Raw genomic sequence first — 13,916 nt, 5'->3', positions numbered from 1 at the left:
GGGCTTAAAAAAGTTAATTAATTTATATAAAGATAAACCGTCCATTTAGCTCTATTGTTTCAAAAATCTCTCAAATGCTTTTTTATCATTAGCCTTTAAATAGGCTTCTTCAGGAGACACAATCTTTTTCATTAATAAATCCATAATTGATTGATCCATCAATTGCATGCCATCAGCCTTCCCTGTTTGAATAACAGAAGGTATTTGGAAAGTTTTACCTTCCCTAATTAAATTAGCCACAGCACTATTGACAAACAAAATCTCCAAAGCAGCTACTCTTCCCGGCTTATCACATCTTTTCAAAAGTTGCTGAGCAACAACCCCTTTTAGTGATTCTGAGAGCATGGTTCTTATTTGTGCTTGTTGCCCTGCTGGAAATGCATCAATTATTCTATCCACTGTTTTAGCTGCAGAATTAGTATGCAAAGTTCCAAAAACTAAGTGCCCGGTTTCAGCTGCTGTTATTGCAAGCTCAATGGTCTCAAGATCTCTCATCTCGCCTACTAAAATTACATCTGGATCTTCCCTCAACGCAGCCCTTAATGCAGAGGCAAATGAGTTTGTATGGTTCCCAACTTCTCTCTGATTGATAAGACAACCTTTTTTCTCATGCACAAATTCTATTGGATCTTCTATAGTAAGAATATGATCCTTTCTTGTTCTGTTTATATAATCTATAATTGCAGCCAAAGTTGTTGACTTACCACTCCCAGTAGGTCCTGTTACGAGAACTAACCCTCTTGATAAATCAGCAAATTTCAATATCTGAGGTGGAAGGCCAAGCTCCTCAACAGACAAAATCTTAGCTGGAATCTGTCTAAAAACAGCTGCAATCCCTCTTTTTTGAAAAAAATAATTTGCCCTAAATCTTGCAACACCTTTTATTTCATATGCGAAATCTAAATCACCTTTTTCCAAAAAGAGCTTTTTCTTTTCTTCATCTATAATCTCAAATAGTAGTGCTCTTAATATTTCATCGGTCAACTCCTGATATTTAATCTCCACTAGCTCTCCATGAATACGAATCATAGGTTTACAACCTGAACTCAAATGAAGATCACTACCACCTTGTTCAATTAAATATTTAAAAAAAGCATCAATTTTAGCCATTTTTTAAACCCGAAAGTTTTTTTAACTCAGCTTTTGTATAATAACCTTCTAATTCTTCAAATAAATAACCTAAATTATTACATTTATCACATCCTTTATTATCACAATCGCATCTTTTTGGAATATAACCAATAAAATAAAATTTTCTATCATCACAGATGTAATCAACCGTTGTAAAAGTTTTATTATAATTATTTTTTATATCAAGAACAAAATTACTGTATCCAGGAACATAAGTTTTAGATGAAAACAAAAAGTTTTTAGAAAAAACATTTTTATCCAAACAAATTAAAATATCATCATTTATCAATCCAAATCTTGTTACTACAATTAAATCATTATCAATTTCACAGAAATATGACCTATCAATGGGAAATACTGTAATCATCTCACAACTTTCATTGCTGAACTTTTCAAAACATATATCATACCCTTCTTTTACAAAATATTTTTTAATATTATCAATCAATTCACCGTTTGAATTATAGGTAAAAAGTTCTTTTTTTAAGCCAAAACCAAAGGCAAAAACCTTTATATGATTTTCTTTTCTAATAAAATCTAGTCTATAGAAAGAAGTTTTCTTTAGTTTTTTTAACCAGTCTTTTAAAAAAACATCTAACTCACTTTCATCTTTTATAATCTTTTCTAAAAGCTCTTTAATTTTTCTACCATTGGCTAAAGACACCTGAACTTTTTTCTGCTTTAGTTTTTCCAATTCATTAATAAGCTCACTGTTAAATGGATCATCCGTGACAATGGCTAAAATATCCCCTGTTTCATAAAGGGGGATAAAATTGAATTTCTTGAGTAAAGTTGGTGGAAAAGTTTTAATATAATTTTTATCAAGAATCTTTTCATTTAAAATCACAAACGGAATATCTAACTGTTTACTTAAAATATATTCAATATCATCATAAGATACCTTACCAAGCTCAACAAGAGCTTCCCCCAATCTTAAATCACGTGATTTCTGATAATCTAACCCTTCTTTTAAGTCTTTTTCATTTATCAACCCATATTCAACTAATAATTCACCTATATTTTTTTTAGTCATCGAAATCCTCTAATTCATCTGCAATTTTATCTAACTCATAATTGTAAAACATATTTAATTCACTAGTAAATTCTTCAATAATATCCTTGTAATTAGCATTCACCATGTCCACAGCTTTCTTTAAGGTATTTTTATTAATATTATAAAATGTCGCTACCGTATTTAAAGTAAAATCCGTATCAGCAATACTCAAAGTAGTAAAATATTCACATACTGCTGCTAACAAATTACTATTTGAAAATACAGCTTTCTCTTTATGCAAACTACCTAGCAACTCTAAACCTTTTTCTATTTCAAATCTAAAGTATCCCCTTATGCACATCCCTTCAGTGAGAATGGTTGCAGCTCTTAAATACAGTTTATTATCTATTGACTGTAAAAATGGGAATAGAATATTCTTTTTAATATCTCGCATATTTTCTTCAATGTCGGTAAACTCATCGTAAGCATCGAGAAGAACAAAACTATCAGGGTATTTACTTAAAGCTTTGATTATAATCTTTTTGGCTGACTTAAAATCTTTATTTACAACATAACCATAAGCATAATCTACAAAAGACTGCTCATCAAGGTCAGTTTCTTTTAATATTTTCTCAAAGATAAATCTTGCATGAGCTATATCTCCAACAAAGGCATAGCAACTTCCCAACTGTCTCAGCACTTCTTTCTTATACTTCTGATACTTTAAATAATTTTTTAATAACTTAATTGCATCATAATATCGATTTTCAATAATCAAAATGTTCCCAAAATTAAGCAAAGCATTACTATTTTTTACATTATATTTAAGAGCTAAATTATAATATCTTTTCGAAAGCTTGTAATTGCCTGTTTGAAATTTCAAGACTCCTAAAAGCTCATAAATTTTAGACTTATCTACAGCTGAGATATCTCTACGCTTTAAATAATTTTTCAGCAACAATTCAGCTCTATTAAATTCTTCGCTTTGCATTAAAAAATGTACTTTTTTCTTGTAAAAATATTTAACTTTCTCTTTCATAATTATACTCTACAACATACCTCAAAAATTGACAATCTTTATTTCTATAAACAAACCACAAAAATTTAAATTTATGCTATAATAAAAAAAGAAAGGAGGTAAAAAGATGGCTACAAAAGTGGGAGAAACATATTATTGCTCTATATGTGGCAACAAAGTAAAAATCGTTGAAGCAGGTGAAGGTACACTGGTATGCTGCGGCCAAGAAATGAAAAAAGTTTAGTCATTCTAAAATCTAATTTTCTATTTGTTAATGACATATCTGACTTAAATAAATATCTTTGTTGTTAAAATAAGTTATATTTTTTAACTTTTTTACTTGACATTAGCAAAATATTTTATATATTAACATTCAGATATTTTAAGGACCCTCCTCCCCCCTCCTTAAAATATATTTTTTGCCAGCCACATGGCTGGCTTTTTTAATATCTACTTGTTAATTTTTTCGCTTTAGATTATATTAAACAATAAATCAATTTAGGATAATTTATGTATAGACCTAGCTTTATAGTGTACAGAATATGTGTAAATATTGTGGCAATTGGATTCGCTGCCATAATTTTTAAACATATTGTTATCAACTCATTTTTATCTTTAATCATCGCAGGAGTTCTTTTAACCATTTTAAATATTATATTAAAACCTATTATACTTATAGTTACCTTACCTATTCAGATATTATCTTTTGGATTTTTTTATCTTATCACCAATGCATTTATCTTAAAATTGACATCAGTAATAATTGGTGGTTTCTTTATTGATGGCTTTTGGCCTGCTGTAGGTGGAAGTATAATAATAGGGATTGTAAACTTTGTTTTTGATATTTTTGTCACAAACTCAGAAATAAGGTTTTTTGAATGGAAATAAAAGAGATACAAGAGGACCTTGAAAAGTTTGAAAGTCTAATAAAGTCATTTAATTTTGAATACGCTAATTTTTTTGCGGGTAATATGAAATTCCCTCCTGTTGTAAGAGAAAGAGAAATTAACAAAATTATTAGAAAATACAACTTATCCCAGATAACAAATCCTACGCTTCGTTTCAAATTTAACAATTTAGTTGCTAGATTTTTGACTTACAGGGAAAAATGGAACAGAAAAATGATGGAAAAGGAAGGTATTAAAAGAACTTTTGTAAAAAGAGGCTCTTTAGATGCTGAGATTCAAAAAAACAAAATTGAACTAAACATAAATAAAAAAATTGATAAAGAACTTGAAAAACTTTCAGATTCCTATAATAAAGATAAGATCAAAAAGGTGATAAATAAGAAAGTGAAAGAGATGCAAGCAAAAGGTTTTAATGATTTTGATATAAAAATAAATATTGTTAATGGAAAACCAAAATTATTGATAAGGCCGAAATTATGAAAAAGAAATTGTTTAAGATTACTTTTTTAAATGATAAAAAAGAAATTCTTACAATTCATGCAAGCAAAGTTAATACCTCTTCGTTTTTGGGGCTCATAGAAGTATCAGATATTGTTTTCCTTGATACTTCAGAGATTTTGTTCACCCCAAATGATGATAAAATAAGAAGTGAATTTAAAGACGTAGAAAGAACCTTTATCCCGATAAACTATATCGTCAGAATTGATGAAATTATTTTAGAGAAAGAAACACCCATTATTAGGCTCTATAAAAACGATTCATGAAATTAATAGAAAAATATATTATTAAAGAATTAATACCAATATTTATCCTTGGTAATTTTTTTTTCATTTTTCTTTTATTGCTAGACAAACTAATTTCATTATCTGATTTAATATTTACAAAGAATGTTCCTTTTTTCTTCATTATCGAATTAATAATTTTCTATATCCCCTCTTTCCTTGTTATTACAATCCCCACATCTACTTTATTAGCATCTTTGATAGTTTATGGACGACTTTCTGATGATTCTGAACTGATTGCTATCAAATCTTTTGGTGCAAATAAAATTTCACTTTATAAACCCACCATCATTTTCGGTACATTGTCTTTAATATTAGCTATTTTAATGAGCACATATCTCATGCCACTCGGTAATGAATTCGCAATAAAAAAACTTTTCGAAGTCTCAAAGTTTGTCTCAATAAAAGATTTTAAAGAACATGAACTATATACAGAAATACCAGGTTTTATTCTTTATGCTGACAAAAAAATAAATCATAATAAATACAGTGGACTTATAATTATCAACAAAGACAAAAATGTAGTAATAACTTCTAAATTAGGTACTATTACAAACACAAATGATGGAAATTTAATTTTTAACTTAAAGAAAGGATCTCTATTAAATATGAGTAAAACTACTCCCTCAAAAATAGAGTTTAGCAATTTTCTTATAAATATTCCTATAATTGCGAAAAATAAAATAGATATTAAGTCAGAGAGACTGATGACTTTGAAAGAATTAAAGAGTAACTTTAAAAAAAATACGCTTTATAAATTTGAATATTCAAAACGGTTTGCACTCCCTTTTGCCTCCATAATTATGGCTTTTTTCGGAGCCATTTTAGGTTCATTTTTTCATAGAAGTGGAAAAACTTTTGGACTTTTTATGTCTATCTTAGTAGTTCTTGTTTACAACTCATTATTTATCTTTTCCCAAAACATGATTAATACCATGCCTCCGTTTCTAGCTGCTTGGATTGCAAATATAATTTTTTGCTTATTATCAATTTTAGCATTGAAAAAGGTTTAAAATGAAAAAATTTAATAAATATGTCCTAAAAATATACATATTAAATCTGATTTCAGTGCTTGCCCTAATATTAATTTTATATACTTTTTTCCAGATAATCCAGCACACAAAATACATATCAAAATATAATACATCTCTATTTGATATAATAATATTTGATCTTTTAAAAATCCCTTATTCTATATATCAAGTTTTTCCTGTAGCCGGAGCAACAGCTGTTGTAATTACCATATTGAGACTAATTAAAAACAATGAACTTATTGCATATCTCAGTCTCGGCGGTAAAATCAAAGAATTAGCCTCATTAATTGTAATTTTAAATTTATTTTTTACTGGAATTTTAATCTAGTTCTTCAGGATACAATGCTTGACCTTTTTGATACAGGAAAACTCAGCTTCGCATCTGCAACATCATTACCTCTATCAAACGACGGATTTAAGAGATTCTTTGATAAATTTGAGGAATATAAGTCATTTTTGACATAACAATTTATAAAATTAAAGACAACAATATTGTAAAAGTAACAAAGGCTGACAAAGCAATTTATAATGGTAATAATGCTTGGACATTTTACAATTATCAATCTTTTGATACAACTGATATTCCAAAGCTTGATAAATCATCTACAAGTTTGATAACTGTAAACGACACATTGACTCAACTAATAAAACTACCATCAGATGAACCCAAAAAACTCACTTTTAAAGAACTAAATAAAATTATTAAAACTTATGAATCGAAAGGGCTTAATGCTGATAAATATAAACTCATCTATTACAGCAAAATATCTGTACCATTAATTTTGATTGTTATGGTCATTTTTTTAATTCCTTTATCTATTGATATTTCGAGAAATTATCAGTACATAAAAATAGCTTCTAAGTCTTTGACTTTTAGTGTGTTATTTTGGATATTACAATCAATATGTCTTTCATTAGGGAAAAATGGAGTTTTAACCCCCATATTAGCAAACTTTACTTCACATTTAATTTTCACATTTTTTGGTTTATATCTAATTACAAAAAAAGAAAAAGGCTTATAAGGCTGTTTATTATAATTGAACATTACAACAGTTTTTGTACTTTTTATCCTTTAATTTCAATAAAGTTACGAACATTGATTCAATATAACTAAACTAAAACAAAAAGTATTTGATTTTTTTATTACTTCAAATAATAATGATGGCCTGAAAACTTATCGGAGGTCTAAATGCCAAAAGTAATTATCGATATCGAAAAATGCAAAGGTTGTGGTCTCTGTATCACTGTATGCCCAAAAGAGATTTTGAGTTATTCAGGGAAATTTAATACCTCAGGTTATAATTACGTAACATGTATAGATGAAAACAAATGCATTGCTTGTAAAAGTTGTGCACTGATTTGTCCTGATGTTGTATTTACGATTTTAAAAGAAGAAAAGGTTAAGGGGTAACATATGAGTAATAAAATATTAATGAAAGGTAACGAAGCAATTGCAGAAGCTGCAGTAAGAGCTGGACTTGCGGGTTATTTTGGTTATCCCATCACTCCCCAAAATGAAATTACAGCATATATGTCATGGAGAATGCCTGAGCTTGGCAGAGCTTTCGTTCAGGCAGAAAGTGAACTTGCTGCCATAAATATGGTGTATGGTGCTGGTGCCACAGGAGTCAGAGTAATGACTACATCTTCAAGTCCAGGTATTGCACTTATGCAGGAAGGAATTTCCTACATGTGTGGTGCAGAAGTACCTGCTGTAATTGTTAATATTACAAGAGGTGGCCCAGGTCTTGGTAATATAGGTCCAAGCCAATGTGACTACAACCAAGCCACAAGGGGCGGAGGTAATGGTGATTATAAACTAGTTGTTTATGCACCCCATACAGTCCAGGAAGCTATAGATATGGTCTATAAATCTTTCGATATCGCTGAAAAATACAGAAACCCTGTACTTATCCTTGGTGATGGCGCCCTTGGTCAAATGGCAGAAGCGGTAGTCTTACCGGAAATGAAAGAAATCATTGATGAGGACAAAGGGTGGGAGTTGAATGGTGCAAAAGGTAGGCCTCCACGTTCAGTCAAATCTCTGCGCCTTGCTGAAGGAAAACTAAAAGAACATAACTGGCATTTGAAAGACAAATATAACGAAATTGAAAAAAATGAAATAATGTATGAATACAACGAAGATAATTACGATGTTCTTGTTGTCGCTTTTGGAACTGCTGCTAGAGTGGCAAAATCTGCCATAAAAGAATTAAGAGAAAAAGGGATAAATGCAGGACTCTTTAGACCCATCACTTTATGGCCATACCCTTATCAAGCTCTTAGAGCAGCATCAAAAAATGCAAAAAAAATTCTTGTGGCTGAAATGAATACAGGACAGATGCTCTTTGATGTGAAACTTGCTGTTTGTGATGATGAAAGAATTGATTTTCTTGGCAAACCTGGTGGAGAAGTTTTTTCACCAGATGAAATTGTAAATAAAGTAAAAAATATGGTGGGTGATTAAAATGAAAGTAGTATTTGAAAGACCTGAAAGTTTGCTTGATAACAAAACAATATACTGTCCAGGTTGTAATCACGGTATTATACATAGAATCGTTGCTGAATGTATTGATGAATTGGGGATTAGAGAACAAACTGTTGGTGTTGCTCCTGTAGGGTGTGCTGTTCTTTTATATGACTATTTCAATTTTGACATCGTAGAAGCTCCTCACGGCAGAGCTCCTGCAATGGCTACTGCAATGAAAAGGGTTAGACCAAATTTAACAATATTTACTTATCAGGGTGATGGAGACCTTGCTTCCATAGGAATGGCTGAAATCATGCATGCTGCAAATAGAGGAGATAGTCTCACTGTGGTATTTGTAAACAATGCAAATTATGGTATGACTGGTGGGCAGATGGCACCCACAACACTCCCAGGACAAAAAACTACTACTACACCTGCAGGTAGAAATACAAAACAGCATGGATTCCCTTTTAGAATGGCTGAAATTATCGGATCGTTGCCTGCTGTTGCTTTTTCATGCAGAACATCTGTTACAAATCCTAAAAATATCATGAAAACAAAAAAAGCCATAAAAAAAGCTTTCCAAAATCAACTAGAAAATAAAGGTTTTTCCTTTGTAGAAGTGTTATCCACTTGTCCAACAAATTGGGGGATGAGTCCTATTGAGGCATTAAAATGGGTAGATGAAACAATGACAGCCTTTTACCCCCTTGGCACTTTTAAAGATATAGATGAAGAGGTGTAAAATGTTTTTCGATTGTATTATGGCAGGATTTGGAGGACAGGGAATTTTAAGTGCAGGTATGATTCTTGCTCAACTAGCTGTAAGAAAAGACTTAAATGTAACATGGTGGCCTTCTTACGGTGCAGAGCAAAGGGGCGGCACTGCTAACTGCACTGTTATAATTTCAGATGAAGAAATTGGTTCTCCTATTGTTTCAAAACCAAGTTATGGGTTTATAATGAACAGACCCTCTTTAGATAAATTTCAACCAAGATTTAAAGAAGGTGCAAATGTTATTCTTGATACCTCCCTTGTAGATACAGATCTAATCAATAGAAATGATATAAACTTTTATGGAGTGAAAGCCACAGAAATAGCAAATAAACTCGGTAACACAAAAGTAGCAAACATGGTAATGATAGGTTCACTGCTTGCAATATCAAATCTTTTTGAACTTAAAGATGCTGAAGATGTTTTGTACTATGCCATACCTAAAAAATACCATTCATTGCTTCCTATAAATAGAGAAGCTCTAAAATCAGGATATACTGAGGTTGCTAAACTTTAGAGGTTGGCAATGTATAAGCGTTTGCATGCAGTAGTTTTTGGAAAAGTTCAGGGTGTAGGGTATAGAGCCTTTATTTATGACAAGGCTCTATCCCTTGGTCTGAAAGGATTTGTTAAAAATCTTCCCGATGGAACAGTGGAAATTGAAGCAGAGGGTGATGAAATATATCTTTTTCAATTGTTAGATAAAGCTAAAAAAGGTACTCCCCTTACAAATGTAACTAATGTTGATTTTAAGATATATGATGATTTAAAAGGTTATACCACCTTTAAAATAGCATACTAACTTTAACCGAGCTAAAACTCATTATAAAAAATACTAGTCAGTTGTACTTAAATATTAAATACATGTATTGACGGAGGTTAATGTGATTGAAACTATTTATTCTGAATTTAATTTTAACAGAAAACATATTGATAACCTTATAAAACTTTACAAAGATGGAAACTCTGTTCCCTTTATCGCAAGATACAGAAAAGAGATGACCGGTGGTATGGATGAAAATGTAATCAGAGAAATAATAGAACGATACGAATATATTGAGAAGCTTGAGCAGAGAAAACAGGAAGTCATAGAACACATCAAAGAAAAAAACAAACTCACCGAAGAATTAAAAACGAAAATTTTGCAGGCTAAGACACTCAAGGAAGTGGAAGACCTTTACGCTCCTTATAAATCGAAAAGAAAAACAAAAGCAGATATTGCAAGAGAATTGAAGTTAGAACCTCTCGCAAATTTTATAAAAAATGAATCCAATACTGATAATATAATTACTGAAGCAAAAAAATATATTAGTGACAAAGTGCAAACAGAAAAAGACGCCATAGATAAAGCTCTTGATATAATAATTGAAGAAATTGCACATAATATTGAAATAAAAAACAGACTCAGAGAATTTTTCTGGAAGCATGGCAGTATTTTAAGTGAAAAGAGAAAAAAAGATATTACAGAAAGAACTAACTATGAAGATTACTATAATTACAAAGAGTCTTTAAAAACTATTCCACCACATAGAATTCTTGCCATATTTAGGGGTGAAAAGGAAAATATACTTAAGGTTAAACTTGATATTGACGCTGAGTTGTGTGAGCAAATCATTAAATCAATTTTAGTAGAAAATAAGTGGATTGTGAATGAATTGGTTGATGATAGCATAAAGAAAGCATTTAAAAGAATGCTTTTACCATCATTAGAACTGGAAATCAGAAAAGAATTGAAAGAAAAGGCAGAAGATAAAGCAATAAAAGTCTTTGCCGAGAATTTAAGAAATCTACTACTGACCCCTCCTGTTAAAGGGAAAAAAATCCTTGGAATTGACCCTGCCTACAGAACAGGGTGTAAATATGCCTGTGTGGATGAAACCGGTAAATTATTAAGCTATGGAGTAATTTACCCTACCGAACCACAGAATGACTATGAAAACAGCAAAAAAACAATTTTGAAAGAGATAACAACTCATAATATAGATATCATTGCTATTGGTAATGGAACTGCAAGCAGGGAAACAGAAGAATTTATTTCAAAAGTCATTGAAGAAGAAAACCTGCCGATTGTTTACACTATTGTAAATGAAGCTGGTGCAAGTGTTTATTCTGCAAGTGAGGTAGCAAATAAAGAATTCCCTGACCTTGATCTTACAATCAGAGGAGCAATTTCCATAGCAAGAAGAGTTATTGACCCTCTGGCAGAACTTGTAAAAATAGAACCAAAATCCATTGGTGTAGGTATGTATCAGCATGACGTAAATGAAAAAAGATTAAGTGGAAAATTATTTGAGGTTGTGGAGGACGTTGTAAATAATGTTGGAGTAAACCTTAACACAGCCAGCGTTTCCCTTTTGAAATATGTATCTGGGATAAATGAAGGAGTTGCCGAAAAGATTGTAGCCTATAGAGAAGCAAATGGTAAATTTAAAACCAGAAAGGAACTTTTGAATGTGGATGGAATTGGTGAAAAAATCTTTGAGCAGGCAGCTGGTTTTTTAAAAATTTATGATGGAAACGAACCTCTTGATTCCCTTTTCATCCACCCTGAAAATTATGATAATGTTTATCAACTGTTATCAGAACTGCATCTATCCATTGAAAACGCAAATTTGATAAAGTTAACTTTAAAGGGTAAAGATTTGAAAGAGCTTGGGGAAAAATGTGGCATTGGTGAATTAACATTGAAAGATATTATTGAAAATCTTGAAAAGCCTGACAGAGACATAAGAGATAATGTGGACCCTCTAATTTTTAAGCAATCTGCTCTCACAATTGATAATCTTAAGGAGGGTATGACTGTAAAAGGGAAAATTACAAATGTGGTAGATTTTGGTGCTTTTGTAGATATTGGTTTAAAAAATGATGCACTAATACATATTTCAGAGCTTGCAGACAGATTTGTCAAACATCCCCTAGAAGTGGTAAAAGTAGGACAAACTGTATCTGCTAAAATCATAAGTATTGACAAAGAAAGAGGACGCATAGGACTTTCTTTGAAAAAATAAAACTTTTAATATTAATATGAAAAAAATATTTGATTTTATCATTAAACAAAATTAACATAAGCAAATGGAAGATCACACGAAACCTGTTAAAATTGCAGAAGATATTTACTGGGTGGGTCATAAAATCGAAAATGACCCATTCCAGTGCCATGTCTATTTAATAAAAAATGGTAAAGAATCCATTTTGATTGATCCAGGTTCAAACCTTACTTTTAAAGATACACTTTATAAAATTGAACAGATAATCCCTTTTTCTCATATAAAATATTTTATCTGTCATCATCAGGATCCAGACATAACAGCTGCTTTAGAAACAATAAAACATATTTTAAACAGAGACGATGCTCAAATAATAAGTCACTGGCGTGCAATTGAACTTATCAAGCATTACAATCTTAACATACCTTTTATATGCGTTGAAAGGAATAACTGGGAATTAAATGCCAATGGAAGAAAATTAAAGTTTATTTTTACACCATATCTACATTTCCCCGGTGCTTTCTGCACATACGATGTAAAATCAAAAATTCTTTTTTCTAGTGACTTATTCGGTGGCTTTACAGACGAATGGAAAATCTTTGCTGAAGATGAAAGCTATTATGATTCCATAGCTGCATTTCACGCACATTACATGCCTTCAAAAGAGATTCTAATTCATTCATTGAAAAAAATTGAAGAGTTAGACATTGAAATGATTGCTCCACAACACGGTTCAATCATTAAAAAGCATCTTATACAACCTATAATAAAAAGGCTTAAAAACCTTGATTGCGGAATTTTTCTTCTTACACAAACAAGTACTGAGATAGAAAAACTTAGAAAATTAAACAAAATGCTAAGTGCATTCTTACAAACAATGGCCACTTATAAAGATTTTAGCGAATTGATAAAAAAATTCTCAAAAGAAATAAATGATATTTTACTTATAAAATCTATAGAATTTTATACATATTTTTTAAACAAGTATTATTATTTTAACCATCATACTCCTCTCATGTGGGAAGAAATATGTATTGATAACCACATATTAAAATATCTTGGTAAAAGCAAGTCTGAATATTTAAAGCAAAATCCTTATATAATATTATTTGATAACTCATTGATGATGCCAATCTTTGATTCAGAAAACAATGTTATTATTGCTTTTATTCAAATAAAATTTGATGAAAGTTTCTCTTTAGATTTAGAAACTAAAGAAATATTGCAAAAAATATCCAACTTTTTTACCATAGCTTTCGAAAGAGAATTTATAAGAAGAAAAATCCTTATTGAAAAAGAAAAATACTATGAAATTTCTATAAAAGATCCTTTAACAAACTGCTACACAAGACACTATCTACACGAAGCTGTAAAAAGATTTATTGCTCTACAGGACAGAGGAGAGATTAAAGCTTTAGGAATCACTTTTATTGATATTGACGATTTCAAACGCATTAATGACACCTATGGTCATGATGTTGGCGATATGGTTCTTATGAAAGTTGGTAATATTCTACTTGAAGAAGTAAGAACTGGTGATATACCAGTGAGATATGGTGGTGAAGAGTTTTTAATAATGGCAATCTGCGATGATGTTTCTAAACTTTATACAATTGCCAAAAGAATAAGAGAAAAAATTAAAAATATAAAATGGCCACCTCCTTTAGATAAAGAGAAAATAACAGCAAGTTTTGGAATTGCCCTAAGAGAAAAAGGTGAAGAATTTAAAAAAACCTTAAAGAGAGCTGATATTCAATTATACAAAGCAAAACAATCTGGGAAAAACAAAATCTGTGTAGACTCTTCAACTTGATGTT

General features: G+C 30.6%; 18 protein-coding genes. 15 read left to right on the top strand and 3 right to left on the bottom strand.

What is annotated here, in order from left to right:
• Positions 1-51: 51 nt before the first annotated feature.
• The 3 genes from FHQ18_RS06430 to FHQ18_RS06420 are packed head-to-tail and all read right to left on the bottom strand — an operon-like array spanning position 52 to position 3,164.
• On the bottom strand, positions 52-1,110 hold the full coding sequence (locus FHQ18_RS06430) for a type IV pilus twitching motility protein PilT (RefSeq protein WP_149266346.1): 1,059 nt from the start codon (positions 1,108-1,110) through the stop codon (positions 52-54).
• The gene (locus tag FHQ18_RS06425) at positions 1,103-2,164 is read right to left on the bottom strand and encodes a cyclic di-GMP-binding domain-containing protein, MshE-related (RefSeq protein ID WP_149266345.1); all 1,062 of its coding nucleotides are present in this window, start codon (positions 2,162-2,164) and stop codon (positions 1,103-1,105) included. Before FHQ18_RS06425 ends, FHQ18_RS06430 begins: the two co-directional genes overlap by 8 nt.
• Positions 2,157-3,164 carry a tetratricopeptide repeat protein gene (locus FHQ18_RS06420; RefSeq protein WP_149266344.1) on the bottom strand — a complete coding sequence of 336 codons (1,008 nt, stop codon included), beginning with the start codon at positions 3,162-3,164 and terminating at the stop codon, positions 2,157-2,159. The genes FHQ18_RS06425 and FHQ18_RS06420 overlap by 8 nt, the downstream gene beginning before the upstream one ends.
• A gap of 106 nt (positions 3,165-3,270) precedes the next feature.
• Here FHQ18_RS06420 and FHQ18_RS06415 point away from each other — a divergent pair, with 106 nt between their 5' ends.
• The 15 genes from FHQ18_RS06415 (at position 3,271) to FHQ18_RS06350 (ending at position 13,912) form a co-directional block, all read left to right on the top strand.
• Positions 3,271-3,387 (top strand): desulfoferrodoxin FeS4 iron-binding domain-containing protein, encoded by a 117-nt coding sequence (locus tag FHQ18_RS06415; RefSeq protein ID WP_149266343.1) that lies wholly within the window; start codon positions 3,271-3,273, stop codon positions 3,385-3,387.
• 266 nt (positions 3,388-3,653) lie between these two features.
• Entirely contained in the window at positions 3,654-4,031 is a 378-nt protein-coding gene (locus FHQ18_RS06410; RefSeq protein ID WP_149266342.1) for a phage holin family protein, read from the top strand.
• Positions 4,022-4,531, top strand: coding sequence for a hypothetical protein (locus tag FHQ18_RS06405; protein ID WP_149266341.1), 510 nt, complete (start codon positions 4,022-4,024; stop codon positions 4,529-4,531). The genes FHQ18_RS06410 and FHQ18_RS06405 overlap by 10 nt, the downstream gene beginning before the upstream one ends.
• Complete coding sequence (locus FHQ18_RS06400; protein ID WP_149266340.1) at positions 4,528-4,815, top strand: DUF1820 family protein; 288 nt, start codon at positions 4,528-4,530, stop codon at positions 4,813-4,815. The genes FHQ18_RS06405 and FHQ18_RS06400 overlap by 4 nt, the downstream gene beginning before the upstream one ends.
• Positions 4,812-5,846 (top strand): LptF/LptG family permease, encoded by a 1,035-nt coding sequence (locus FHQ18_RS06395; protein WP_149266339.1) that lies wholly within the window; start codon positions 4,812-4,814, stop codon positions 5,844-5,846. The genes FHQ18_RS06400 and FHQ18_RS06395 overlap by 4 nt, the downstream gene beginning before the upstream one ends.
• A gap of 1 nt (position 5,847) precedes the next feature.
• A complete protein-coding gene (locus FHQ18_RS06390; protein ID WP_149266338.1) occupies positions 5,848-6,195 on the top strand; it encodes an LptF/LptG family permease in 348 nt (115 codons plus the stop codon).
• 14 nt (positions 6,196-6,209) lie between these two features.
• A complete protein-coding gene (locus FHQ18_RS12845) occupies positions 6,210-6,332 on the top strand; it encodes a hypothetical protein (protein ID WP_281285443.1) in 123 nt (40 codons plus the stop codon).
• Positions 6,320-6,889: an LptF/LptG family permease gene (locus FHQ18_RS06385; RefSeq protein ID WP_149266337.1), complete on the top strand. Its 570-nt coding sequence runs from the start codon at positions 6,320-6,322 to the stop codon at positions 6,887-6,889. The genes FHQ18_RS12845 and FHQ18_RS06385 overlap by 13 nt, the downstream gene beginning before the upstream one ends.
• Before the next feature lie 167 nt (positions 6,890-7,056).
• Entirely contained in the window at positions 7,057-7,278 is a 222-nt protein-coding gene (locus FHQ18_RS06380; protein ID WP_149266336.1) for a ferredoxin family protein, read from the top strand.
• A gap of 3 nt (positions 7,279-7,281) precedes the next feature.
• A complete protein-coding gene (locus tag FHQ18_RS06375) occupies positions 7,282-8,334 on the top strand; it encodes a 3-methyl-2-oxobutanoate dehydrogenase subunit VorB (protein ID WP_149266335.1) in 1,053 nt (350 codons plus the stop codon).
• Between the two features lies 1 nt (position 8,335).
• Positions 8,336-9,082: a thiamine pyrophosphate-dependent enzyme gene (locus FHQ18_RS06370; protein WP_149266334.1), complete on the top strand. Its 747-nt coding sequence runs from the start codon at positions 8,336-8,338 to the stop codon at positions 9,080-9,082.
• Position 9,083: 1 nt separating this feature from the next.
• The gene (locus tag FHQ18_RS06365) at positions 9,084-9,629 is read left to right on the top strand and encodes a 2-oxoacid:ferredoxin oxidoreductase subunit gamma family protein (protein ID WP_149266333.1); all 546 of its coding nucleotides are present in this window, start codon (positions 9,084-9,086) and stop codon (positions 9,627-9,629) included.
• A 9-nt stretch (positions 9,630-9,638) separates the two neighbouring features.
• Positions 9,639-9,914 carry an acylphosphatase gene (locus FHQ18_RS06360; RefSeq protein WP_149266332.1) on the top strand — a complete coding sequence of 92 codons (276 nt, stop codon included), beginning with the start codon at positions 9,639-9,641 and terminating at the stop codon, positions 9,912-9,914.
• Between the two features lie 82 nt (positions 9,915-9,996).
• Positions 9,997-12,120, top strand: coding sequence for a Tex family protein (locus FHQ18_RS06355; protein ID WP_149266331.1), 2,124 nt, complete (start codon positions 9,997-9,999; stop codon positions 12,118-12,120).
• 64 nt (positions 12,121-12,184) lie between these two features.
• Complete coding sequence (locus FHQ18_RS06350; protein WP_149266330.1) at positions 12,185-13,912, top strand: oxygen-binding di-iron domain-containing protein; 1,728 nt, start codon at positions 12,185-12,187, stop codon at positions 13,910-13,912.
• The last annotated feature ends 4 nt before the right edge of the window (positions 13,913-13,916 follow it).

The organism is Deferribacter autotrophicus (genome assembly GCF_008362905.1).
GTDB classification, from domain to species: domain Bacteria; phylum Chrysiogenota; class Deferribacteres; order Deferribacterales; family Deferribacteraceae; genus Deferribacter; species Deferribacter autotrophicus.
The sequence above is the reverse complement of the archived record's forward strand: the minus strand, read 5'-3'. Positions and strand labels throughout refer to the sequence as shown.